The organism is Paenibacillus nasutitermitis, from assembly GCF_014641075.1.
Lineage (GTDB): Bacteria > Bacillota > Bacilli > Paenibacillales > Paenibacillaceae > Paenibacillus_Z > Paenibacillus_Z nasutitermitis.
In genome coordinates, this window is record NZ_BMHP01000001.1 from 875,193 (window position 1) to 900,293 (window position 25,101).

At 47.0% G+C, this 25,101-nt stretch carries 18 protein-coding genes; 15 read left to right on the plus strand and 3 right to left on the minus strand.

All coding sequences use genetic code 11. The annotated features are described in order from the left end of the window. Positions 1 to 272: 272 nt before the first annotated feature. The 5 genes from IEY46_RS03600 to IEY46_RS03620 all read left to right on the plus strand — a co-directional run bounded on the left by IEY46_RS03600 (position 273) and on the right by IEY46_RS03620 (position 5,197). Positions 273 to 623, plus strand: a complete 351-nt coding sequence (locus tag IEY46_RS03600; RefSeq protein ID WP_188989194.1) for a hypothetical protein — start codon at positions 273 to 275, stop codon at positions 621 to 623. Between the two features lie 56 nt (positions 624 to 679). Continuing rightward, positions 680 to 1,249, plus strand: a complete 570-nt coding sequence (locus tag IEY46_RS03605) for an SF0329 family protein (protein WP_188989196.1) — start codon at positions 680 to 682, stop codon at positions 1,247 to 1,249. Between the two features lie 107 nt (positions 1,250 to 1,356). Beyond that, positions 1,357 to 1,884 (plus strand): GNAT family N-acetyltransferase, encoded by a 528-nt coding sequence (locus IEY46_RS03610; RefSeq protein ID WP_188989198.1) that lies wholly within the window; start codon positions 1,357 to 1,359, stop codon positions 1,882 to 1,884. Between the two features lie 172 nt (positions 1,885 to 2,056). Further along, the gene (locus IEY46_RS03615) at positions 2,057 to 3,664 is read left to right on the plus strand and encodes a hypothetical protein (RefSeq protein ID WP_188989200.1); all 1,608 of its coding nucleotides are present in this window, start codon (positions 2,057 to 2,059) and stop codon (positions 3,662 to 3,664) included. Positions 3,665 to 3,772: 108 nt separating this feature from the next. Next, a complete protein-coding gene (locus IEY46_RS03620; protein WP_188989202.1) occupies positions 3,773 to 5,197 on the plus strand; it encodes an extracellular solute-binding protein in 1,425 nt (474 codons plus the stop codon). Positions 5,198 to 5,263: 66 nt separating this feature from the next. Here IEY46_RS03620 and IEY46_RS03625 read toward each other — a convergent pair whose 3' ends face one another. Then, entirely contained in the window at positions 5,264 to 7,702 is a 2,439-nt protein-coding gene (locus IEY46_RS03625; RefSeq protein WP_188989204.1) for a ligand-binding sensor domain-containing protein, read from the minus strand. 342 nt (positions 7,703 to 8,044) lie between these two features. Further along, complete coding sequence (locus tag IEY46_RS03630; protein WP_188989206.1) at positions 8,045 to 8,956, minus strand: AraC family transcriptional regulator; 912 nt, start codon at positions 8,954 to 8,956, stop codon at positions 8,045 to 8,047. Positions 8,957 to 9,279: 323 nt separating this feature from the next. Here IEY46_RS03630 and IEY46_RS03635 point away from each other — a divergent pair, with 323 nt between their 5' ends. From IEY46_RS03635 to IEY46_RS03675, 9 genes are all read left to right on the plus strand, one after another. Further along, on the plus strand, positions 9,280 to 10,530 hold the full coding sequence (locus IEY46_RS03635; protein WP_188991656.1) for a DegT/DnrJ/EryC1/StrS family aminotransferase: 1,251 nt from the start codon (positions 9,280 to 9,282) through the stop codon (positions 10,528 to 10,530). Between the two features lie 38 nt (positions 10,531 to 10,568). Next, positions 10,569 to 11,564 (plus strand): Gfo/Idh/MocA family protein, encoded by a 996-nt coding sequence (locus tag IEY46_RS03640; protein ID WP_188989208.1) that lies wholly within the window; start codon positions 10,569 to 10,571, stop codon positions 11,562 to 11,564. A gap of 91 nt (positions 11,565 to 11,655) precedes the next feature. Then, positions 11,656 to 13,287 (plus strand): extracellular solute-binding protein, encoded by a 1,632-nt coding sequence (locus tag IEY46_RS03645; protein ID WP_229750044.1) that lies wholly within the window; start codon positions 11,656 to 11,658, stop codon positions 13,285 to 13,287. Positions 13,288 to 13,427: 140 nt separating this feature from the next. After that, positions 13,428 to 14,369 carry an ABC transporter permease gene (locus tag IEY46_RS03650; RefSeq protein ID WP_188989212.1) on the plus strand — a complete coding sequence of 314 codons (942 nt, stop codon included), beginning with the start codon at positions 13,428 to 13,430 and terminating at the stop codon, positions 14,367 to 14,369. A gap of 18 nt (positions 14,370 to 14,387) precedes the next feature. Continuing rightward, on the plus strand, positions 14,388 to 15,269 hold the full coding sequence (locus IEY46_RS03655) for a carbohydrate ABC transporter permease (RefSeq protein WP_188989214.1): 882 nt from the start codon (positions 14,388 to 14,390) through the stop codon (positions 15,267 to 15,269). Between the two features lie 32 nt (positions 15,270 to 15,301). Next, positions 15,302 to 17,095: a ligand-binding sensor domain-containing protein gene (locus IEY46_RS03660; protein WP_188989216.1), complete on the plus strand. Its 1,794-nt coding sequence runs from the start codon at positions 15,302 to 15,304 to the stop codon at positions 17,093 to 17,095. Further along, positions 17,095 to 18,513: an aspartate ammonia-lyase gene (gene aspA, locus IEY46_RS03665; protein ID WP_188989218.1), complete on the plus strand. Its 1,419-nt coding sequence runs from the start codon at positions 17,095 to 17,097 to the stop codon at positions 18,511 to 18,513. Before IEY46_RS03660 ends, aspA begins: the two co-directional genes overlap by 1 nt. Before the next feature lie 41 nt (positions 18,514 to 18,554). Further along, on the plus strand, positions 18,555 to 20,357 hold the full coding sequence (locus IEY46_RS03670; protein WP_188989220.1) for an SMP-30/gluconolactonase/LRE family protein: 1,803 nt from the start codon (positions 18,555 to 18,557) through the stop codon (positions 20,355 to 20,357). 230 nt (positions 20,358 to 20,587) lie between these two features. Continuing rightward, a complete protein-coding gene (locus IEY46_RS03675) occupies positions 20,588 to 21,658 on the plus strand; it encodes a dienelactone hydrolase family protein (protein ID WP_188989222.1) in 1,071 nt (356 codons plus the stop codon). 109 nt (positions 21,659 to 21,767) lie between these two features. Here the strand turns inward: IEY46_RS03675 and IEY46_RS03680 are convergent, their stop codons facing one another. Then, on the minus strand, positions 21,768 to 22,907 hold the full coding sequence (locus IEY46_RS03680) for a GntR family transcriptional regulator (RefSeq protein WP_188989224.1): 1,140 nt from the start codon (positions 22,905 to 22,907) through the stop codon (positions 21,768 to 21,770). 528 nt (positions 22,908 to 23,435) lie between these two features. Here IEY46_RS03680 and IEY46_RS03685 point away from each other — a divergent pair. Then, positions 23,436 to 25,079 carry an extracellular solute-binding protein gene (locus IEY46_RS03685; RefSeq protein WP_188989226.1) on the plus strand — a complete coding sequence of 548 codons (1,644 nt, stop codon included), beginning with the start codon at positions 23,436 to 23,438 and terminating at the stop codon, positions 25,077 to 25,079. Positions 25,080 to 25,101: the final 22 nt, after the last annotated feature.

Sequence of the window (25,101 nt, forward strand, 5' to 3'; positions counted from 1 at the left end):
ATTTCTCGCTATGACGTCAGTATTCATACATTTATAAGATTTGTTATTAAAGCTGGCTTCTCGCGTAACGAGCGGCAGGGCGCGCGTGGTATTCGACGGCTTCAGCGGGGGGGGGGGAGGAAATTACCAATCCCTCTCAGGCAGTTGGACTGTACAAGGACATACCTATCAAAAGAGCGGTACAACCGGCCTTGGTGTTACTAAAATCAAAGACAAACGTTGGGGCAATGCGACTTATGAATTCGATCTGAAACTGAATAACAGCGGAGGCGATGTGGTCTTGTATCGAATTAATAAAAATCAGCTTCTCGAACTACCAGCATGTAAAGATCGAAAATTCCGGTTCCAACATCAAAGTGTTCGTCAACAATGAAACAACTCCGCAAATCGATTTCAACGATCATACGTTTGCCAATGGATATGCTGGACTTGTAACGCATAAAAGCACCTGGTCCTTTGACAATCTGAGCATCTCTGGGGGAGAACTGCTCTATCAGATCGAATTAGGGCCGGAGGAGCTCCTTTATACGGATGCCTCGCTGCCTATGAACAGGTACGTGGAGATAAGGGATCGAAAAGCGTTCCTTGTATATAGTATGATCGGTGTGTTGGTTAATGTATGATGGATAATAGAATGATTGCCTTAACAGGTATTTATATTAGATCATAGGAGGATAACATGTCCTGGAGCAAATTGAAGCAACAGCTGGAGGGTTTTCTCTGTCCTGCGTTACAGGGAAGGGTCGAATACCGGGCTACTGGCTACCGTTATTTGCCTGATAAAGCAGGCCTTTGTTATATTGCTGTAGATAAAAAGAACGTACTCAATATGAGCGATGCAACGACCCTGGTCAAATGGTATCAGACGGAGCTGGAAATTAAGAATGATCCAGATTTCCATGTTCCTGTCAGTCATGAAGAAATTGAAGCGGCCAGAATAGAGACCAAGGGGAAAGTGCCAGAGGATCGTCTAAGGGTAATTGCCAGAAGCAGAAAAATATCAGAATATGCCAAGGAGCTTTTGTCTGCACAGTCATCATTAAGTAAATCAAATTTTGTCGTTGTTGCAACTAAGTTTTTATCTATTTCTATAGAGGAAAGCCTGGAGAGCCCGGATATCTTATTGAATATTCTGGCCTTGATCGACAGACGGGTTGGAAAAAAGCGGATTTTAAACATGAACGAGAAGATGAGGTTAAAGCATCCGATTGTGCAGTATTTTTATGAACTTCGGCGCAGTACGTTATGAAAATAAATAACTCATTCGCTTCCCAACGGGAGCAGGCCCTCACGATAATTCCAGTTCATAGGTGAAATACCTTCAAGACATTTTACGAAGAAAGTGTGATGAAGACAATGTCAGAGATCACCTCAATTGAATTAATAACAGCAGATGAGCATGATAAACCAATATTGAGAAATTTAATGCAATACTACCAATATGATAGTTCAGCATATACCAATGAAGATCCGGGAAGGTTTGGACTTTTTGATTATAAATATCTTGATCATTATTGGACAGACCAAGGGAAAGAAGAAGAGGGGAGACAGGCTTTTCTAGTTAAAGTAAACCACATGCTTGGTGGATTTGTATTGGTAAACAATCATAGCATTTTGAAGAAACCCGGGAATGAAACAAAAACAATAGCTGAGTTTTTTATTATGCGTAAATGGAGAAGACAAGGAGTAGGTAAGGAAGTAGCATATAAAACGTTTGAGATCCATAAAGGGATTTGGGAAATAAAGCAAGAGAAAGAGAATATCGGTGCTCAAAGATTTTGGGAAAACGTGATTAATGAATATACAGCAGGCAATTTTAAGAGAGTTGAATCTGTCGGCGATGACTGGGATGGGCCTGTAATCTGGTTTGATAATTCAAAGTGATTGAATGGATCACTACAAAACATCCCGCGAGGCGATTTCCGCCTTGGGGCCGAACTATCCTGGGGATCCCAGTTTCGCTTTTTTTATTACACGTCGGCCGCAGGTGCAGGCTTTATGCCTCGCGTACAAGGAAAGTCGATGCAGTTGATCGTTTTTAGGAGGGGGAGACCGGATGAAGCTGCACTATAGCATGGCTCATGAACCTTTGCTGGATCGGACCGGAAGGGACGAGTTAATCGCGAATATGAAGAAAGCCGGCATTCAGAAAATTTGGATTGCGGGTTTCTTCTCAGGCAAGATGGTCGACATGGAGGAGCTCAAGGAAGCGAAAGCATTTGCCGAAGCACATGGATTCGAGGTGGGTTCGGTAACCATCCCGATCGGTCACCCGGGCAATTCGCTTAATCCGGATGATCCCGATCTCGATCTGGAGATTCCTGATCGCTGGCATTATCGGGTCAATAATCTCGGAGAAACGGTCTATTTCTGCGGGGCAATCGATAACTGCCTCATTGAGGACAACGGCCAAGCGGCAAAACGGCTGTATGAGGCAGGCTTCCATGAAGTTTTCCTGGATGACGATCTGCGCGTCGGTAATTTCAATGCGTTGATAGAAGGCTGCTACTGCGATGTTTGCATATCGGAATTTAATGAAATCTACAAGCATCAGGAAACCAGAGCGTCCTTAATGCGGCAAATAACGGAGAAGCTGAGCACGGAATTAATGAAAGATTGGGTCGCCTTTCAGTGCGAGAAAATTACCGCGGTAATAAAAGCGACGAATATTGAGGGCGTTCAGCCCGGCATCATGGTCATGCATTTTGGTGATGAGCGGCACGGGATTGATATTCCCACCATCCGCAATCAAATACCGGACACGCTATTCCGGGTCGGCGAATTGCAGTTCAATGATGCAAGCTTCACCAAGCCCTATGCCAAGGCCGAAGAAATGCTGGGTATCGCCTATCATCTGAACTTTATGGATAAACAATTCGCTTACAGCGAATCGACTATTTTTCCTCCCCGTTCGCTTAAGGAGCATAATTTGGTGTATAAAGCGAAAATGGCGATCGCGTCGGGGCTTGAAAACGTGCTCTTCATGAGCGGTACATGGGTACTGGAGGAAAGCTATTGGAAAGCGATCGCGGATGCGCTTCCGGTGCTGCGGGAATTTGACAAAGCCGGCGCAGGCGTGGAACGACATTATCCCGTACACCTTGCTTATGGAACGCATGGAGCTTATGCCGAACCTATCGTTCCGACAAGCTTGCCTGTGCTGGCAGGTTTGCCGGTCAAGCCTGTCCGTGCGGATCAGAGAAGCGAAGGCGGAGAATTGCTGCTATTCTTCGGGGATTATGAACTGGGAGCGGAATGGCAGAAGAAGCTGCCTTTGTATAAGCAGGTCATCTTTGATCAAACGGCCGCGTTAAAAAATAAAGCTGTCCTGGAGCAGCTGAAGCCGGATGCGGCACAACTCATTTGCTGGGATCATGCTGCATCCACAAGACCTTCCAATGAGGAGATCTCCTTGCTTCAAAAACGGGTTGGTGAGGAATCCCGGAGTTTCCCCCGCGTGATGGAAGGAAGCAACATCGGCCTGGTCTGGTTAAAGGACAGCGGCAAGGTCATCTTATTTAACTTATTGGAAACAAAGAATCAGGGTGTGGTGATGATCACGGATCACCCGTATACCGTTACTTTGAAAGCATTGTCCTTCGCGATTCTGGACGGCGCCGGAACATGGACCGAATATGATACAGAGGTCAATCTCGGGAGTTAACGATGCCGAACAAGAGTGGGGAGGCAAGAGGAAAGGTCCGTTATTTCCGATTTCAAGTATAATCCTCCTAGTGGTATACTGAGGGTAAAATCCTGGGAGCGGATTGAGTTGCTGAAGAAACGTAATGAATTTCAAGAACGATACAGCAAGCTAAGGCATGACTTACTTCAGGAAATGAAGGACGGAAAGCTCGGCCCGGGAGATTATTTACTGTCGGAACGTGAATTAAGCGATAAATATAACTTAAGCCATATGTCGGTTCGCAAACTGCTGGCTGAGCTGAAGAACGACAATCTTATCGAGAAAATCCCCGGCAAAGGCAATCGGGTCCAGTTGTCCGCCGGGCCTCGGGAGATCGCCCCCCTTCGAGTTGCCTGTTATGCCGACTCGCATGAACGGGATACGTTAAGCCGCTTATTAGCTGCATACCAGAACGAACATCCAGAGCTTAGGATCGAGCTCATTCCGATTGCGGCTGGAACCTATTTGGACAATCTGCTCAGTATGACCGACAACGGTGAGGCTCCCGATCTTTGGGTGATTTCCGATCAGCATTTTCGATGGCTTATAGACCGCGGCAGATGTGATCTGCTTTTACCCGTTTCCGCAAAGGAGCTGGATCCCGGTCGCAAACTTTATTCCGCTTTATTTGATCTGTTTACCGATGCTAAGCTAAGGGCTGTCCCTTTCGTTTTCTCTCCGGTCGTCTATTGCTACAATAAGGACATGATTTCTGAAGCCGAGCTTGATCAGTTGGACAATTGGCGAAACCTCCTGATCTTGGCAGAACGGCATACATGCAAAGACGAAATAGGCGCCATCCAGCAATATGGCTATGGATTCTCAATCTCGAATCACCGCTGGCCGATGTATCTGCTGCAGAACGGAAGCAGCTTCTTCTCCGGGGAAGGGAACGCGCCCTTTCTCTCGAATCCGGCGACCATTGAAGCCTTCCAATTCTGTCTGGACCTTATGTATAAATATCAGGTGTCACCCGTGTTTCTTCAAGGAAATACACGGTTCGTCGAAAATCTGTTTATGAAAAACAAAGTAGCCCTGATTACGAGCACGTATTACTTTATGAACGAGTTCGCGAAAAGCGGGATAAACTGGGATATTGCACCGCATATCCCAAGCCATATCCGTAAGGGTACGCTGTTGTTGGGCGCGGGATTGGCTATCCATTCGAATAGTCCTTCGATTCCTCAGGCCAAACGGTTGATTCAATTCCTGATCGGATCCCAAGCCCAGACGCAATTGAAACTAAGCGGCTGCACCGTTCCAGCCCGCATCTCGGTGGCGGAGGATGAATCGCTGCATAATCCGCTCTTGCACCCCAAGCATTATCATTACTTCCGAGACGTCTTGCCCTATGCCAAGCCCGTCAAGGAAATGAACATGAATCCCAGCAAGATGGAGAAGCTGCAGGAGGAGTTGTTCCTCATGTGGATGAACATGGAGAAGCCGGAAGAAGCCTGCAAGCGGATCGATGCTGATTGGAAGACGAGCTGGATCAGCGATAGCGGCACATAGAGAAGACCGTCTGTGAATAGCCAGACGGTCTTCTTCCTGCTGGGTGCAGGTTACGGGATTAAGCTGTCAATTCGTATAACGCTTCAATTCGGTTCCATAAAAATAGTACAAATTGCCAAATTCGTCTTCGGTTATCCGGTTGGCGCCGTTGTTGACCAAGGTGATGATGTTCTTGGACGCATCAATCCGGAATAAATATTTGTTCTTAATGGTACCGAACACCTGGCCCGACTTTGATAGAAGCAGTTCAGCATCCCGCCACACATTGCCGTTGTAAGAAACATCGGTGAATTTCTGCTGGAACGAATCGAAGGAGTTCGTTGCCGGGTCGAATACGAACAAGTACCCTTCGGCCATCCCCCACAGCTTGTTATCCGGGCCAACGATGATGGATGTGATGGCATCCATGCCGGATACCGGCAATGTATATTGCGCTGCAGTATCACTTGCCACATCGTACACGAAGAATTTGGCCGCAGTTGCGGTCGGGGTACTGCCCAGTCCTCCCCAGATGGAAGTTCCGCCGAATACCTTGCCGTTATAGTAAGCAAGCGCCGTAATACTCTGGTTGCTGATGATGTTTTTCTTGACGGTTTTCGTGCCCGCAGCTGGATCGTAGATCGTTAAAGCGCCTTCAAGCCTTCCATAGTTTCCCACGGTTCCGATAAAGATCTTCCCGCCTCCTGACGTCATCGCCACTGGCCGGCTTTGCTCTTCGCTCTTCAGATCCATCACCTTTTGGGGATTGCCTGCGCTCATATCCCAAGGCAGACTCGGGTTGTATTCGAACAAGCGGGCGTCAGGATAGGAGGCGAAATACATTTTACCGTTCAACGCCAACATGCTTTCCGTCTGCATAACCCCGTCATATTGCGTGTTCAGGTCATCCCGTATCGGTGAATACACGCCAGTTCCGCCAGTTAAATACCCGCTTGTATAGATTTTTCCATCCGGGCCGGTGCCTACATCCTCCAGACTACTCGGCGATTCAGGTGTGTCCAGGATGACTGTCTTGAAGTTTGCCGTCTGCAGATTGTATTTGAACAGCAGCGTCTGCCCGCCCAATGTGCCGACGCCTGCCAATGTCGAACCTGGCCAGTTCGTCTGATCGCTTAATGTGGCGAAGCCAATCCGCACGGGGGTAATCAGTGTATCCTTGTTCAAGGATGCGTAGCTTTTTGCTGCAAGGTCGTAAGTGTGGATGACACCTCCGCTTGTATAATAGATTTTGCCGCCAAGCACTGGGGAAACCCCTAACGTACCGACATTCGGCACGACAGCATCCAGAGCCAACGTCGTCTTGTCGATTACAAGCATGTTGTTGCTTGGCGTCAGACGTGCGAATATTTTGCCGCCCTCTACGTTGACGTTATAAACGAATTCCTCGCCGGAATAGGCGGATGGCAAAATATCTGTTTTAGTCCCTGTTGCGTTATCGAACTTGATCAAATGAGCGTGTGAGCCAATGCCTTGGTACGTAACGTCCTCGGCTTCATCGTAATCGAGACTCTGGACATAGTCTTCGCTCCCCCATATCGGTTTGGAGCCAATCTGCAGGAAGCCTCCGCCAGTAGAGCCGCCATAATAGCGGAAGAAACCGGCATCCGGATATGTGCCTCCATATATTTTGCCGCCGAGTCCAGCAGTTAAACCACGGATATGAGTCGCCCCTGTCAAGGGTTGCCCTAAATCCACCGCCGACGATTCTCCTGGCGTGTAGGCATACAAATGACCAAGGCTGAACGTACCGGCATAGATTTTCCCGTCTGTCCCCGTTGTCGCCGCCCATCCGCCACCTGCTCCGGAAAGAGAATAAGATGCGCTGACCGATTCCGTATTCAGATTGATTTTCGACAGCTTGGCGTCCACCGTTCCGGCTGCTCCATCCATGACGGCGTACAGATTGCTGGCATCGGTTCCAATCCCGAATGTAGCGGCATGCGGAACAGAATTGGTCACCTGGCTGCCAAGATTGCTATATTCCGGCGTCACGTACACATCGTCCCAATAAGTGGTACCGGTATTGCCGGCATTGGAATACAGAAGAACAGTGACATAAGCCGTATTGGCTGGCGCAGCAGCCTTAACCTTGATTGTGGTCCATTGATTCACAGGAGTGCTCTTCCCAGCGAATGCGGAGGTAAGCAGCATGTGCGAGCTGTTGTAGAAGCGTATATATAAATTCGCGCTGCCACTTGACACGTACAAACGGGACATGGCGGCATAGCTGAGACCGGCAGTTGCAGGCTGGAAACCGCTCTCAATTCCATATTGCAGAGTCGCGCTGCCGTCTGTAATCTTAACGCTTTTGGTTCCGGTGAAGGCTTGATCGGCGCTTACAGTGATACCCCCGGTTCCATAAGCTTGCGTCCAATTCGTCAATCCGCTTTCAAAGCTGTAGTTTGGAACTAACAAGTCGGCGGCGGATGCGGGCAGCACAGGAATGAACGGTACGAGCAAGAACAGCATTAAGACCAAGCTTTTGAATGGCTGCTTGCGAAGCATTACCTCATCACCTTTCCCTGGTTAAAGTGGTTGGAGCGAACTAGGTTCCGGCCTCTGTGTACAGTGTGTCTGTGTAATTGCCTCCTTTCTTGTTCTTTCGCACCCGTTAAAGTACAATGAGCATGGATATAGAACAGTTGTTTATAGGTGTAATTAGAATATAACGGCTGCCCGGAAAGCTGTCAATATGGCTGAATTTCGTACAACTCACCCCAAAAAGGCCAGGTATAGCACATTGTCTGTTAAAAATAGTTCTTCGCAAGAGAGGATTCACAAGAAGATGATTCATGAATGTCCTAACCAAATGGACAACGGGGATATGCGGGCTTTAGGAGAACGTTCTTATTGCTGGCTAGAAATACGGTTTATTTTGGATTCCTGCAATTGGCGGAATTCTGTAGGCGTAATGCCTTTCATAAGGCGGAAAGCTCTGGAGAAGGTGCGGTAATTTTCATAGCCTACTTCATAGGCAACATCGGTTATATTCATTTCAGTGGTACATAAGAGACTGGCGGCCCTGTTGATCCGGAGTATTTGCAAATAATCGCTAACCGACTGTCCTGTCTTTTTCTTGAACATGCGGCTGATGGGAGTTGGCTGCAAATTGAAATGATCAGCGATCATATTAAGGGAGAGCGGCTGCATGAAATGGAGATGAATATACTGAAGAACGTCTTGAATCCGGTTTTTTCGATCATGTATTCTGGGACCAATATGAGGAGGCGGAAGCTGGTGGTTGAGATTCCGCATCATCAGGATGATCACTTCGATCAGCTTGCTGCGAAGCATTTCATTGCGTCCCAGGCGTACATTTACATACTCCGCCATCATATCCTCCATCAGTCTGAGAACGGATGAGTAGTCTTCATCATTTAAGCGGCAATGAATGGGAGTTTCATTGTCATTATCGGCCATATAGGTATTCAAAAGGGAACCGCAATCCGTGCTCTGCAGAATGTTCATTTCGAACATGCAGGTATAGGCAAGCAGCTGCATGTTGCTCCCGTTATAGCTTTCGTGGAACTGATTGGGAAGGATCAGAGTCAGCGTTCCCGGCTCCAAAGTGCATTCGACATTGTTGACCACCTTCTTGCCATTTCCCTTGTAGGTGATGGACAACTCGGCAAATTCATGAAAGTGAAGCGGAAAATGTTTTTGAGGCGGATGAAGGCTGGATACGAGAACAAAAGGCAGTTCTCCCTTGCCGATCTTTCTTTCGTTTAGGACATCCTGATACTTTGGAAATGCCACCATAGCGATCCCTCCAATGTTAGGTTATGTAACTCAGACATTATTAAATAGTCAAAATTGTCTTGCACATATCCAAAATTGTCATGACAGCCTTTACCGGCTTTTTATATAAATAAGGTGATCAAATTACCTTTCTGAAGGATAGAAGTGGAGATGGCGCCTGATCGGAGCTATACTGGAAAATGCTAACATTATTCTCTACCCAAGTATATAAATATAAAAATTATCTGTAAAGTGCGGGGTGGGGAAAGGCAGTTTGGCGGCATCTTTGATTTATTGAGCAGGTTCTATCCTTTTTAAATTCCGAATGAAGAGGTGTGAAGAAGATGACAGAAAAAGTGATCACGGAGAAACTGGCTATACACGGGGGAGCGAAAGTGAAAACAACCTCTTTTGGGGAGGGGAAACGATTCGGAATCGAAGAGGCGACACAATTGCTCGAAGCATTGGAACAAAACACGCTGTTTTATCACCAAGGCAACAAAGTTAAAACCTTTTTGAATGATTTTAACCAGCTTGTTGGAGTGAAGTACAGCGTGGCCACATCCTCAGGAACGGCTGCGATACACGTCGCGTTAGGGGCGGCGGGGATTTCGGTCGGCGATGAAGTCATTACCGGTCCGATTACAGACCAAGGCACGTTGATTGGAATTCTGTACCAAAATGCGATTCCAGTCTTTGCGGATTTGCTGCCGCATACCTACAATATGGATCCAGCAGCGATCGAATCGAAAATTACGGAACGAACAAAAGCAATCCTGGTTGTTCATCTGGCAGGCAACCCAAGTGATATGGATGCCATTATGGAAATTGCGCGGAAACATCATTTAATCGTAATTGAAGATTGCGCCCAAAGTTATATGGCGAAATATAAGGGCAAATATGTAGGCACTATTGGCGATTACGGCTGCTTCAGCACCAACGATTTCAAACATATATCCACCGGGGACGGAGGCATGGTGACGGTCAATTCGGGCGATGAAGACGATTTTCTGAAAACGCATGCATTTGCCGATAAAAATTATCAACGTTTCGGGCAAAGCGTGCAGCGTGACTTACATTACGTTGCCCCGAATTATAGAATGACCGAGCTGCAAGGCGCGGTAGGAATTGCCCAGTTAAAGAAGCTGCCATGGATTTGTGAACAGAGAAGGCAGTTCGGAGACCGCATTACAGCCGGTATTAAGGATTTGCCCGGGGTTGCCGCACATGAGGTCACAGAAGGGGGGGAATGCACATACTGGTTTTATATGCTTCGGTTGAATGAAGCCAATTTGACCTGCACGCGGGAGCAATTTTCCAAGGCTCTTTTGGAAGAGGGGATTCCCAACAGTGCCGGCTATATTCCGGATGTCGTTTACATGCAGCCTATGTTCCAAGCTCGCCAAGCTTATCTGAACAGCCATTTCCCTTTCGACATTACCGGAATTACATACGACAGAGGCTTGTGTCCGAATGCCGAAGAAATATTGCAAACTGCGATCCGGCTTAGAGTAAGCGAATTTTTCACTGCTCAGGATATCGAAGATATGATTGCCGGAATCCGTAAGGTGGAGCAATATTACCGCAAAAAATAAAGATAAGAGCAGTACACCTTAATAAGGAGAGGGCCTATATGAAATTTGCCATAATTGGCTGCCAGCATTCCCACATAAAGATATTTATTGACCAAATGATAGGTTTGGGACATCAGTTTATCGGGATTTATGATCCAAGCCCATTTTTCCTTCCGAAACAATACGCTGAGGCTTATCAGGTTCCATTGCTGAACAACCTCGACGAAGTTTTGGAGCGCGGGGTAGAAGTCATTGGCAATGCCGCTGCTTACGATCAGAAAATCGGGATCATCGAGTGGGCTGAAAAACACGGAATCCACACCATGACAGATAAGCCGATTGCGATTGATTTTGATGGATTGAACCGGCTGCAGAAGGTGATTGAACGAAGCAAAATCAAGATTGGCATGATGCTGACCGAGCGTTTTGAAGAAACGTTATATACCTTAAAGCAATTGATTGATCAAGGGGAATTGGGCGAGCTTCTCGACTTTACTTTTTTGAAGCCTCACAAAGTGAATGTCTCGTCCAGACCGGACTGGTTTTTCAAAAAAGCGATTAACGGCGGGCTGATTATTGATCTGATGGTTCATGACATTGATTTGTTGCGATGGTTGACGAAGAAAGAGGTTGCAGGCTGTCAGGGAACGCTCATTAAAAACATACTCCCGGAGTATCCGGATTTCTATGACAACGCACAAATGAGTGTGCTGATGGAAGGCCGGGTGACAGCAACGATCAAATCGGACTGGTTAATGCCGGAGGCGTTTGACGCGTGGGGTGACGGCCGAATTTTCGTTACAGGAAGCAAAGGAAGAGTGGAAGTAAGATCCGCAGGTGACGTTCTTGGAGAACCGGGTCCATTTATTATGCTGGCAACACACCATAAGAAAGCTGTCCGGTTGCATCCTGTCCATCCGCCCTGCAGCTTGACGGAAGACTTCTTGAAACAAATTGCCAATGAACCGCACATCGTAACGCAGAAGGATATTTATGAGAGCAATAAAACCGTACTTTGCATGGACATGGCATGCACCAAAATAAGCAAGACTTGACTTCCTAGTTGAATCAGAATAAGTCGTTGGCTGCCGGTACCAGCATAAACGGAATTGATGATTTTATAACTAATATGGGGGAATTGGAAGTATGAAAAATCGGGGTAAGCTTTTATCGGGTTTCATTATTTTTTCTATGCTTTTTACAATTGTTTTGGCAGGATGTTCGTCGAACAACGCTAATGAATTGCCGGATTCAGGCGCTGAATCACCTGCAGCGGATAATCCGGATGCCAAGAAGATCGACTTAACGATGTTTATGGGAACTTCGGGAAAAGATTATCCGGATGGTGTTGATCCTAGTGATAATCCTTTTATTGATATAGTGGAAAAATATTCCAATGTTAATTTGAAAATGAATGTTCCCGGGTATGCCGATTTTAAAACAAAATCGGATTTGCTTTTAGCATCAGGAAAACTGCCTGATATCATGCACAGCTGGTATCCGGAGGAGATGGAAAAAGCAGCCGATGAAGGTGCGTTTATCGATTTGAAAAAATATTATGATAATTCTCCTATTGTTCAAAAAGTGATTTCGCCTGAAATGATGGAGCTCGCCAAATCAAGCGACGGCCATTATTACCGGATACCCATGTCGTACAGTGATGCGCCGCTGGGTGCCGGGTTGCTCACAAGATATGATTTGGTGGAGAAATACAACGACGGCAAATGGCCGACAACCATTGATGAATGGGTAGCTCTGATGGAGAAGGAGCATGAGGCCGATCCGAGTGCCATCGTTATGTCCAACAGGGTAATGGGCGACAAAGGATTAAGTTATGGCGGTGTGATGTACTATCAATTGTATGGTGCTCCGGTTTATGGCTATCGGGTTCAGAATAGCAAGGTAATCAGTACGTTTGAACTGCCGGAATATCGTGCAGCTACGGTACTCATGAATAAGCTGTTTGAAGATGGGGTTCTCGAAAAGGATTTTGCAACAGGTAAAAACTATTTTTCGGCCTGGGCCAATAATAACTCATTGATGCAGTGGAATAGTTCGGATCAGCTCGTTCCTGCTGCCCAAGATGCCGCATCAGGTCAAAACGACCCATTAACCAAAACATGGAAATTAGCTATGGCTCCGCCACTAACAGAATATCCAACCGATGCGAAGTATGTTTGGCCTTACAAAAATATGCCGATTAGCGGTCATGGCGTTTATATATCCACAAGCAGCAAAAACCCGGATCGTGCCTGGAAGGTTATTGAAGGATTTGCCTCTGATGCCTTGAAGGAAGCAGTCTACTGGGGAACAGAAGGAGAAACATATACAGTGAAGGACGGCAAGCGGATTCCCGATGCCGCCAAATTAGGCGATAAGAACCGGGCCTGGACACTGGGTTTGATGATTATTCATGGTTTTGTTACAGGTCAAGACGTTAAACAGGCGCTCTCTACGCAAATCATGGGTCCCGATTATGCCAAGGTGGTATACGACAGCCAGATCCCTATCGCGGAATTGGCGGAACAGAAGGGATATGCCCTATCTAATTTCTTTCGGGCTTCAGATGAAGCAAGCAAAAAAGCGGCGGAAGAAAAACAATTTATTACCAAAACAACAGTCGAAGCGATCATGGGAAGAATTTCGATGGATGAGTTCGATAAGCAGGTGGCCGTCTACCATGACAAATATGGATTCATGTATGACGAAATGACAACTTATTTGAACGATAATAAAGATGAATTATTGAAGAAAGGTGTTATAGAAGCAGGATGGTAGAACCGATTTAACAGGGATAGCACGCAGCAAACCTCATTCCAAGAGAGCTGCAAGGACAGTAGTTAACTTCTAGGTGCGGGTTTGATGCTGCTATCCTCTTTATTCATTGTGGGGTCCTATTATTAGAAAGGAGTGCTTCTATGCCAGCTGCTGTCGAACTTGCCCAACAACCGGTGAGAAAACAACGCAAGCAATCCAAAAAAATATTCAGCCTCTACTTGCTGCTTGCTCCGGCAATTGTTTTATTGTTTGTATTTCATTATTTGCCGATGTACGGCGTTCTTATTTCCTTTCAGGACTTTTCTGTTTTCAAAGGTATTGGGGGAAGCGATTGGGTTGGATTAAAGAATTTCAGTTACTTTCTGAATGACGATACATTTTGGAAAATTATGAGGAATACATTGATTTTTAATTTTTACGATATCATTTTTGGTTTTACCGCCCCCATTATTTTCGCCATCCTGGCAAATGAGCTTTACAGCATAACGTTCAAAAGGATTATGCAAACGGTATCTTATTTACCCCACTTCTTATCCTGGATTGTTGTTTCCGGTATCGCTTATGAAATATTGTCACCTTCACATGGAATGGTTAACGACGCCCTGAATGCATTATTCGGCACCAAGCCCATTTTCTTTATGACGGATCCGCAGCTATACCGTGGAATCAACGTAGCGATAGAAGTTTGGAAATCAACCGGATGGTCAGCAATTTTATATTTTGCCACGATTGCCGGGATTGATCAAAGTTTGTATGAAGCGGCAAAAATCGACGGAGCGAACCGGTTTAAACAGATCATCTATATCACGCTGCCGATGATGGTTCCCATTATTGTCCTGCTGTTTCTATTAAAAATTTCTACGATATTCACCGCCTCCTTCGATCGATTCTATCTTTTGGAAAATCCATTGGTGTATGACGTGGGAGATGTGATCTCCACCTATATCTACCGGATCGGATTGGAAAAGGCACAATATAGTCTGACCACTGCTATAGGTTTCGTTCAAAGCCTGCTCGGTTTTATTATGCTGGTAGCGGCGAATAAGATATCGAAAAAACTGGTAGGCTTGGGATTATATTAAGTTCGGAGGGGGTTTGGCATGATCAGGGAGTCTGCATCCAGAAAATTATTTATGGTCTGCAACTATATATTTTTCAGTCTCATTTGTCTTTCCGTATTGCTTCCCTTTCTGAACGCCATCGCCATCTCACTAAGCAGCTACGAAGGGATAGTCAGAGGCGGCATTCATATTTGGCCACATGGTTTTAATTTTGAAGGTTACCATAAATTGATCTCAAGCACGCAGTTTTTGCGCAGCTTTCTTAATACCGTGTTCCTGACCGCAGTGAATACTTTCCTTGTCATTGTGATATCGCTGGCCGCGGGTTATGCATTGGCGAATAAGCATATGATTGGAAAAAGTATCGTGTTTTACTACATCATCATTCCGATGTATTTCAGCGGCGGGCTCATTCCAACCTATTTGTTAGTAAACAAATTAGGTTTGGACAACTCCTATTTAGCGCTTATCCTACCGAATATCGTCAGTATGTTTTATATGATTGTGTTTAAAAATACGATCGAGCAGCTGCCCAGAGAGCTTATGGAATCGGCAGAAATTGACGGGGCAAGCGAACCCGGAATATTGATCAGAATTATACTTCCATTGATTCTTCCGATGACCATGGCTTTTGTTATTTTTAGCACTGTGGCTTATTGGAATGAATGGTTCGGCGTGCTGCTATATATAACAGATAAGACCAAGTGGACCCTGCAGTATCAATTGCGGGATATTCTGGTCAATGCAAGTCTGGTTGATGCGGATACAGAGGCTGCCATCATACAAGGATCGGACAGGGTGAACCCGGAAAATTTAAAAATGGCCGCCTTGATGATTACGGTGCTTCCGATCATCGTTGTTTACCCGTTTGTACAAAAATATTTCATCCACGGACAGTTGGTTGGTGCGGTTAAGGGGTAACATTTCGTATTCATGTTGTGGAGGGGTTTGTTATGCCTGCAATTGGCAGTCAGATGCAGTATGAACGCTTGGAGGAACCATGCAGAAACTTCAACATCCTTGGTTCAACGACAATCGTCGATCCCAAGGACGGACGTGAGAAAATCGTGCTTTCCAATTTCGCTGCAGGAGCTGTCGGAAATGTGATATTAATGGACAGTATGACCGGTGAAGGAGAATCGATTCAACTGCCAGGAGACCATGGAGCCTGGGCAATATTGAATGTAAACAATGAAAAGCTGCTGATTGGAACCTGTTCCAAATTCGGATATCTGCACAGTCTTGATTTGAAAAGCAGAACGTGGGCAGAGCCATTGAGAGATGAGAATGAATCGTATATATGGAATCTGACGCTGGGATCTGACGGAATGGTTTACGGGGGTACTTATCCGGGATGCTCACTCTTGCGTTATAATCCCCAAAAGCATACGTTAGAGAATCTGGGCAGGATGTCGGATAATCCGAAAAATATATACAGCCGTTATGTTTATGGAGATGTTCCGGGGTATATTTTGATTTCAGGCGGATTTGACGCTCCTTTTCTTGCGTCCTGGAATATTGAAACGCATCGTCTAAAACAATTTGCGTCTCTGGATACGGTCGGAGTTGTCCAGCAAATTACGAGTGAATATATTTGTGTGGGATCTGGTAAAGACAATGAGAAACTCAGCTTTTGGGATCCAAACTCCTTTGCGCCTCTGGATGACTCCACGTTCAAAGATAAGAGAATGGCTTCAAAAGGCTTGATGCTCAAAGATGACAGATTGTTGCGCGTCAGAGGACAGGATTATTATACCTTTGAGAATGAGGAGGATCAGCCCGACTATAAACGTATCCCAACATCAGCGCCGGCTACTGAAATTCATACCATTACCTCAGATGCGGAGGGTACGATTTGGGGGGCCTGCGGTTTCGGGCAAACGATATTCTATTACAAGCCTGAAGATAAAAGCTATTGGAATTCATCGCAAATCACGAGCAGCGGCGGAGAAGTTTACGGGATGAGTTTTCATCAGAATAAACTGTATATGTCGGCATATGCCGGCGGTGATCATATTGTATACGACCCATCAAAACCATGGGATGAGTTGAATAATGTAAATCCAAAAACATTAAATTCGGTATCCCCGCAGTTAATCCGCCCAACTGGAAGAACTGTCGTCGGTCCGGATGGCGGCGTGTGGACAGGTTGGTCGGCTAAATACGGCAAGTATGGTGGCGGGCTTTCCCGGATTGATCCGTCTACCGAAGAAGTTCTCTCTTGGTACGATCCTATTGCGAATCAGCAAATTGCCGGACTTTCCGCAGATGATACTTTTATTTATTTCACTACGAATGGCGGTGCCAGCGGGCTGACCTATAATCAGGATGTGCGTTGTCACTTTGTTGTGTGGTCGCCTGAAGGGCGCATCGTTCATAAGCAGCCATTTCCAAAAGATATCGTATTGCGAAACGTGATTGCTGCAGGTGGGCGTGTGCTTGTAAATGCCGGGGAACACATTCAAATCTTCGATCCCTCCCAAATGGCCTTTGTTAAGAACATTACCATTGGTGAAGCATGTTCTTGCATGCTTGAGACGGATCATGGGTATGTTCTTGCGTTCTGCAAAAACCATGTGTATCGAATCCATTGCATAACGGGCGAATTCGAGCCTATTTCCGATTTGCCGGGATCTGTGGGGACAGCAGCGATCACCCCTGATGGAACTGTTTATTTTGCACACGCTACTGTCCTCTATCGATTAGTTCAAGCTGCGGAGACAGAGAAGGCGGGGAAATTGAATTGATGCCAAAAAATATCAGAGTGGAAAAAGACTTCCTGGGTTCGATGGAAATACCCATTGATGCGTATTACGGTATTCAAACGCAGCGGGCCGCTCAAAATTTTCCTATTACCGGTTATCGAATTCATGAGGAAATGATAGTTGCCATTGCCATGGTCAAAAAAGCGGCTGCTTTGGCAAATATGGAGATCAAACAGCTTGTGCCCCGATTAGGAAACGCAATCGTGGAGAGTGCCGATGAGATCATACTGGGCAAGTGGCATGATCAATTTATAATCGATCCCATCCAGGGAGGCGCAGGTACTTCTTTTAATATGAATGCAAACGAAGTCATTGCCAATCGCGCTATTGAATTAATGGGAGGAACGAAGGGGGATTATCAAATTCTGAGTCCGAACACCCATGTGAACCGGGCACAGTCTACCAATGATGTTTTTCCAACATCCATTCATATTGCTGTTCTTTCCTTAATTACAAAACTGTTGGAAACCATGGATCAGCTGCATCTCGCCTTTCAAATAAAAGCGAAGGAATTTGCAGGGATTATTAAAATGGGACGCACTCATCTGCAAGATGCAGTTCCGATCAGACTCGGTCAGGAATTTGAAGCTTACAGCAGGGTTTTGGCCCGTGATATTAAGCGGATCAAGCAGACACAAGAGCATCTCTATGAGGTGAATATGGGAGCCACTGCCGTTGGAACGGGTCTGAATGCCGATCCCCGCTATATCCGTACGGTTGTGGAATTATTGGCTGGACTAAGTGGATTTCCACTACGCAATGCGGAACATTTGGTTGATGCCACACAAAATACAGATGCTTACACAGAGGTCTCGGCGAGTCTGAAGGTTTGTATGATCAATATGTCCAAAATTGCGAATGATCTTCGGTTGCTGGCATCCGGTCCACGTGCAGGCTTGGGGGAAATCAATCTTCCAGCCCGCCAGCCGGGTTCCTCCATTATGCCAGGCAAGGTGAATCCGGTCATGTGCGAGGTTGTGAACCAGGTAGCTTTTCAAGTTATTGGAAACGACCATACCATTTGTCTGGCGTCTGAGGCAGGGCAGCTGGAATTGAACGTGATGGAGCCGGTCATGGTCTTCAATCTTATACAATCCTTAAGCATGATGAATCAAGTATTTAAATCTTTCCGAACGTTTTGTCTGGAAGGCATAGAGGCGAATGAAATTAGATGCCGCGAATATGTAGAGAAAAGTGTAGGGATCATTACAGCGCTTAACCCGCATCTTGGTTATGAAGCCGTGGCTAGAATCGCGAAGGAAGCTATTCTTACAGGGCAATCGGTTATTGAACTATGCTTGAAATATCAGGTGCTGACAGAAGAGGAGCTAACGCTTATTCTGGATCCATTTGAAATGACAACCCCTGGAATTGCAGGCGCAAGTTTATTGGATAAATAATGAATATCCGAATCATGTTTCAAAGCAGAGGAGAACGAGAGATGGAGTCATTAGAAACCCTTTACTCGCTTGAAGGCCGGCCTTGCCGTAATTTTACCATATTCGCCTATACGAACATGATAGATCCTTGGGACAGCAAAGAAAAGCTGGTTTTAGCTAACTTCACCCCTGGCGGAATCGGATCGATCATTTTTATCGATTCGATTACGGGTATAGGAGAGTCGTTTGAGCTGCCGGGAGATTCGGGTGCATGGGGACTTGTCAATTGGAACAATGAGAAACTGATTGTCGGTACCTGCTCCCAATATGCCTATCTGCATAGCTTTGATTTAAAAACGCGTACATGGGCTGAATCGCTTAAGGCCCCGAATGAAAAGTATTTTTGGGATATGGTAGAGGGCTCCGACGGCATGATCTATGGGGGCACATGGCCTGGATGTTCACTGATGAGGTACGATCCGAACCATCATACCCTGGAGAATGTGGGGCGGGTATCGGACAATCCCAAAAACCTATACAGCCGTTATCTTCATGCGGGGCTTCCCGGTTATATTTTTATCACGTATGGCTATGATAAGGCTGCTATTAGTGCGTTTCATATGGAGTCGGGGACGTTTCGCGATTTCGGAATGCCGGGATATCGGGTCAGGGAAGTGACGGATGCGTTTATTGCACTGGAGAAGCTGGATAATGAACGGGATCTTGTTTTTTATCACCCGGATACTTTCGAACGGATTTCCGACGATGCCGGACTTGCGGAGCGGTTAACCCCCCGCGCAGTTCTGCTCCCGAACGGCAAGCCAAACCGCGTGAAGAAGCTGACTGACGGGCGGATGGCAGGCATACGCGGGCAGGATTATTTTATTCTTGATCATCCGGAACAACAAGTTGAGCTCAGGCGCATTCCGGTAGAAGCCCCGCCTACAGCTATCCATTCCATGATTGCCGATGAGAATGGGATGATATGGGGCTGCACTGGACTGGGGCAAACGATATTTTCTTACGATCCGGCAACCGGAGCTTTCTGGAACTCCTCTGGAGTATGCGACGCCGGAGGTGAAGTGTACGGGATGCAGTTTGCCGGAGGCCGCTTGTTTATGTCCGCTTATGTAGGCGGTGATCATATTGTTTATGATCCGAAGCTGCCATGGGATCAATTGTATAATCACAACCCCAAGACGCTTCGTCCGGCCGGTCCTGACTTCATACGACCCGAAGGCCGCAGCGTGATCGGCCCTGACGGCGGCTTCTGGACGGGATGGTCAGCCAAGTACGGCACCTATGGCGGGGCTTTATCGAGGGTGGATCCCGATACGCTTGAAGTCGGGATTTGGGCCGATCCGGTTCCGGAGCAGCAAATTTGCGGTTTAACCGCGGATGATAAGTATTTATACTTTACGACCAATGGCGGGGCCAGCGGACTCGCTTACAAAAATGTGCCAAACCATTTTGGGGTCTGGTCTCCGGAGAAGGGCTTGGTGCATCTCCATCGTTTCGAGGAAAACGTGATGGCCGGGAACGCCGTTCTTGCTGCGGGAGGACGTGTGTTTGTCGGGGCGGGGGCCAGCATTCGCATTTTCGACCCCATTACGATGAGCTTCGTGGCCGAAAGGACGATCGACGACACGTGCAGCTGGATGGTTATTCTAAGCGAAAAGGCTATGGGCGTATTCAGCGGAAACCGCCTGCTTGTTATGGATCCCGACGACCTGTCAATTATCCATATTATTCCTACTCCCGGCCTTGTGAGGACGGCTGTTGTAACGGAGACGCAGCACTTGTACTTTGCTGTGGATGCGGCATTGTATCGATGCAAGGTGTCGGAGTTGAATCCGGGAAGGTAATGAGCTATATACAGAGAACGGCCAGGCAGTTGCCCCGTTCATTGGCGGTAGTGAATATTTTACGGTGTAAGCGCATTTCGCGGCTTGCGCCGTTTTTTTTATTTCTGAGGCCCAACCGCCGCACGATTTTCTTGGTCAAGATTCACAATCTGTCGTATACTGACAGGTGTATGTAATCGGTTCCCCCGAAGTTGCGGCAACCTAATACGAGGAGCAAAGGGTGTGATGAGATGGAACAAGAGCTGTACAAGGAAGATCCTGCTGTGGGTAATGGGTTTCGTGAACAGCAAAAAAACCAATTCGATCATTTGATTGTTCGCCTGCGACAGGAAGCGGACGGGAAAAGACAATCGTTATTCAAGTTGGATACATCGAGCGTTGCAGCATACGAGCTAGAGACCGAACCCCTACGGGAGCAGCTTAAGCGGATGGTTGGATGGCCGCTTGCGATGGAGCATGATTCGGGCCTGGAGATCAACTCTCCGGTAGTACCCGATGCCAAGGTGAGCTTTGTGTCCGAAGACCAGTTGGGAAGAATCTTCCGTGTGGAGGTTGAGGCTGGGGCTGGTTTAACGACCTATGGCCTTTTATTTCTTCCATTCGGGGAGGGACCGCATCCGCTTGTCATTGCCCAGCATGGAGGCGGGGGAACTCCGGAGCTAAGTTCCGGCTTGTACGGAGAGACCAATTATAACGATATGACACGCAGAGTTTTGAAGCAGGGGGCGGCAGTGTTCGCACCGCAGCTTTTCCTCTGGAATCAGGGTACATACGGTCCGGAATTCAACCGGGTTCAGTACGATAATCAGTTGAAACAGGTGGGGAGCTCAATCGCCGCAGTGGAAATTCACAAAATCCAGCGTGCGCTTGATTATCTGACAGCAAGGCCGGACATTGATGGTTCCAGGGTGGGCATGATCGGATTATCCTATGGCGGGTTTTATACGATGTTCACCTCTGCGGTCGATACGAGAATCAAAGCTGTATACTCCTCCTGCTTTATTAATAACCGATTTGTGGTCGATTGGCCGGATTTCACCTGGTTTAATGCGGGCAGCAGGTTTTTGGATGCGGAGGTATGTTCATTGATTGCCCCGCGTTTTCTTTATCTGGAAGTGGGAAGGCATGATGATCTTTTTCTCCACAAGGATGCCCAGCCTGAAATCGATAAGGTGGCTGCTCTCTACAAGCTATTAAACTTAGAAGACCGGTTTGCCTCCAAGGCCTTTGACGGCGGGCATGAGCTGGATCCGGACAATGAAGGAATTGAACGATTTTGTCGTTATCTTTCGATGTGTTAAGGAGCGCAATAAAGGTCAAATAACCAAAACAAGAAACGTGGAGGGGATGGATAACATCTCTCCACGTTTTTTTGTTATTCGTCTCCTTGATTGTTCGGGGATGAAGCTCCTAATCATTGCTGCTGATCAGCCGGTGGCCGGGCTTCGCGGTGGAATCCCGGATGACCAGCTTGGGCGGGAAGAACAGCTTCTGATTGTTCTGTTCCGGGTTCTCCATGAGGGAGATGAGCAGCCTGGCGGCTTCCATGCCGAGCAGATTTTCTTCCTGGCTGATAAAGGTCGGCCTGATGCTGTGGAATTCGGAAAGCTCGAAATCGTCGAAGAAAATAAGGGAGAGGTCCAGCGGAATCCGGATACCGATTTCCGAAGCCAGCTTGATGACCTGCAGCCCAACGCCAGGATTAATGGCGAAAATCGCCGTCATTTCGGGATTTTGGTCCAGGAAAACTCTGATCTTGTCCTTAATGGGGATCGGCTCCCCAAGGTCGATGTCGACACAGCGGTAGCGGTGGTCAATGGGGATATGGTTGTCCGCCAGCGCCCGCTCGTACCCGGCCAGACGGTCTTCAACACTGCTTGTGCCTGCAATGGCCGTTGAGAGAAAGCCGATATTGCGGTGGCCCAGCGAGATCAGGTAATTGACCCCGTCCCGGGCTCCCTGGAAGTTATCTGGGCAAACGCAATTCGTGTCAATTCCCCGCAAATAACGATCCATTACGACAAGTGGAAAAGAATCCAGCGTCAGCTGCAGAATTTCACGATTATACGACTCCCCGTCAACGGGATAAACGATCATGCCCGCTACTTGTTGTCCGATCATCTCCCGGATGACACGCTCTTCCTTCTCGATAGAGTTCTCCGTGTTGCAGAACAGCAGGGAATACCCGGCTTGGGAGAGTATGTTCTCCACGCCGTTTAACAGCAGGGCATTATGCTGGTTGTTGATAAAAGGCAGCAGCAGCGCAATGGTTTGTTTCCCGGGCTGGCCAACAGGCATCTCTTCCGTAGATGGCTCCGCTCCGGGAGAAGAGACGAAGGTGCCTTTACCTTGCACCCGGTAGATGACGCCTTGATCGACAAGGTCCGACATCGCTTTCTTGACGGTAATCCGGCTGACCGAAAACTGCTCCGTCAATTCGTTTTCCGAGGGAAGCTTGTCATGGCTGTTCCAGTGTCCCTGGTTAATTTCAGTTAAAAGATATTGCTTGATTTGTTCGTAAAGCGATACGTTTGAAACCGTTTTTCCCATTTTAAAACCTCATATCCTTTAAGCTTGTTATATAACATCTTATATTCAGAGTTGAAATTTGTAAAGTTTTGAAAGAGACCGTAAGAAGAGGTGTAAATCATTTAAAAGAGTGCGATAAAGCTACAAAATGGAGCGTTATGTGGCTATCCTGCCGATAAAAAACGGAAAATGGGCCTAAAGCGTCATTTACAACCCTTTGCTTGTAATGCTAATATCCATACCAAGATCATGATTTATCATTTGAATACATAACAACATAAAACAATATATCAACCCACACGCTGACCACCCGCATATCCTTCACATAATAAATTCAGTTCCTCTTCTGAAGTTTCTGTTTTTCGAGTTTGTTGTAAGCGCATCCATCTCTTCTTCGCGTAAACAAGTGCGATAGTATCAAAATGATTGTAAGCGCATTCTTTATGGATTGGTGAAAATTCCCGCAGGGAAATTTCATAGATAATCTGATACCGGAGTAGGAGGGCCGCTAGAAGACTTGCCAAACAAATAGCTCTGAGGAGGAAGAACATGGATCAAGAAAAGAGAGCCAATAAGCGTGCACGGAAGCTTGGACTGTTATCTCTTGTAATGATTATGCTGCTTAGTCTGGTTATTGGGTGTGCCAAGAACAATTCCGGATCGACAACTGAAGGCAATACGGACGGGGGAAAAACAAAAGAGAACACCGGGGAAAACGCAGGAGATGGAGGCAGCAGTCCTAGCAAAGGACCGTTGAAATTCAGTTACTCCAGGCCAACCTGGGGGCCGGCCACCTATACCAAAGGCGGAGCGTATGAGAAAGAATTGTTTAAGCAAGCAAACGTCGAAATCGAGGCCCGGATTATTCCTGTCGTTGATTACGACGCGACAATCAAGACGACAGCTGCCGGCGGCAACATGCCTGATGTCATCTGGGGCTGGGGTCCGGTAGACCCGTTCTGGAAGGATCTGCAGAATCAAGGAGGATTCCTGAAAATCAATGAATATCTGGATCAGTACCAGGCAGTTAAAGATGCTGTTCCGGCAGGCATCTGGGATAAAATGGCCGATGACAAAGGAGACATCTATTTTGTTCCCAATCTGATTTATCCGGTTGTCCCCTTCTTCATCAATTACCGCGCCGATATCTTCGAGGAGCTTGGAATCGCGGAACCGACCACCGTTGCCGAGCTCGAAGCCGCACTGGAGAAAATCAAAGCCAGCGGCAAAGGAATCGTGCCGATGACGCACGGCAATACGGTCCCCTTCTGGGCGGCCAAGGATCTTGGCACCTCATTTGGCACATATTCCGGCTGGGCACCTACCAAAGAGGATCCGGAGAAGATCATTCCTCCCGAGATGCAGGAGGAGAATCTGGACTTCAAATTCTGGCTGCAGGACTTGAAGAAACGCGGGTTATTCGATGAAGAAGCAGGCGTAAACCCCGATGCTTCATTTGGCGAAACCAAATTCAAGGCCGGACGTGCAGCCGTTATTCTGGGGGGGAATCTTCAATCCCTTTACATTGATCTCAAGAAGAGCGTGCCTAACGGCGACATCAAGATCATGTCCCCGCTGACCGGACCAGAAGGCCAGAAGGGCGGAACGCGCGTTGTTTTCCCGCAGGACAGGGGGTTCTATATTAATGCCAAAGCCAAGGACAAAGCAGCTCAATTTTTCGAATTTCTGAACTGGTCGTTAACGACAGGAAGCGACTTTAGAAGATACGGCATTGAAGGCAAAACCTATACCGTGGATGCGGAAGGAAGAAAGGTGCCGATTCCCGACGAACAGCGTGAAGCTCCCTACAAAAACGCCCAAATCGAGCCGCTAAAATTCCTTGATCCGATGAGCGAGAAGCTGGACTGGGAAGCGCAGGAGCTGTCTTTCATCGGCACGGGCATCCAGGACAAGTTTGAATATTACAAGAGCATGTTCGAGAAATATGCAGCTACGCCATATAACGACTATAAAGATCCAACGGTAACATCTCCCACCAACGCAGAGGTCGGCCCCCAGATCTGGGAAGATTATATGGCCAAAGTGGACGGAAGTATCCTCTCGGATATGAAGCTTACCAAAGATGCTTATAAGGCAGCCCGCCAGAAATGGCTGGACGCGGGAGGACAGAAAATTATCGATGAAGTCAATGAACTGCAAAGCAGTAAGTCAGAACCGAATTATGTCGATTAAATGAACGGGATTGAGGGGACCG

Bases quoted from the DNA above. Each gene is read 5' to 3' on its own strand.
- IEY46_RS03600 (WP_188989194.1), top strand. From the start codon at position 273: ATGTGGTCTTGTATCGAATTAATAAAAATCAGCTTCTCGAACTACCAG.
- IEY46_RS03605 (WP_188989196.1), top strand. From the start codon at position 680: ATGTCCTGGAGCAAATTGAAGCAACAGCTGGAGGGTTTTCTCTGTCCT.
- IEY46_RS03610 (WP_188989198.1), top strand. From the start codon at position 1,357: ATGTCAGAGATCACCTCAATTGAATTAATAACAGCAGATGAGCATGAT.
- IEY46_RS03615 (WP_188989200.1), top strand. From the start codon at position 2,057: ATGAAGCTGCACTATAGCATGGCTCATGAACCTTTGCTGGATCGGACC.
- IEY46_RS03625 (WP_188989204.1), bottom strand. From the start codon at position 7,702: ATGCTTCGCAAGCAGCCATTCAAAAGCTTGGTCTTAATGCTGTTCTTG.
- IEY46_RS03630 (WP_188989206.1), bottom strand. From the start codon at position 8,956: ATGGTGGCATTTCCAAAGTATCAGGATGTCCTAAACGAAAGAAAGATC.
- IEY46_RS03635 (WP_188991656.1), top strand. From the start codon at position 9,280: ATGACAGAAAAAGTGATCACGGAGAAACTGGCTATACACGGGGGAGCG.
- IEY46_RS03640 (WP_188989208.1), top strand. From the start codon at position 10,569: ATGAAATTTGCCATAATTGGCTGCCAGCATTCCCACATAAAGATATTT.
- IEY46_RS03645 (WP_229750044.1), top strand. From the start codon at position 11,656: ATGAAAAATCGGGGTAAGCTTTTATCGGGTTTCATTATTTTTTCTATG.
- IEY46_RS03650 (WP_188989212.1), top strand. From the start codon at position 13,428: ATGCCAGCTGCTGTCGAACTTGCCCAACAACCGGTGAGAAAACAACGC.
- IEY46_RS03655 (WP_188989214.1), top strand. From the start codon at position 14,388: ATGATCAGGGAGTCTGCATCCAGAAAATTATTTATGGTCTGCAACTAT.
- IEY46_RS03660 (WP_188989216.1), top strand. From the start codon at position 15,302: ATGCCTGCAATTGGCAGTCAGATGCAGTATGAACGCTTGGAGGAACCA.
- aspA (WP_188989218.1), top strand. From the start codon at position 17,095: ATGCCAAAAAATATCAGAGTGGAAAAAGACTTCCTGGGTTCGATGGAA.
- IEY46_RS03670 (WP_188989220.1), top strand. From the start codon at position 18,555: ATGGAGTCATTAGAAACCCTTTACTCGCTTGAAGGCCGGCCTTGCCGT.
- IEY46_RS03675 (WP_188989222.1), top strand. From the start codon at position 20,588: ATGGAACAAGAGCTGTACAAGGAAGATCCTGCTGTGGGTAATGGGTTT.
- IEY46_RS03680 (WP_188989224.1), bottom strand. From the start codon at position 22,907: ATGGGAAAAACGGTTTCAAACGTATCGCTTTACGAACAAATCAAGCAA.
- IEY46_RS03685 (WP_188989226.1), top strand. From the start codon at position 23,436: ATGGATCAAGAAAAGAGAGCCAATAAGCGTGCACGGAAGCTTGGACTG.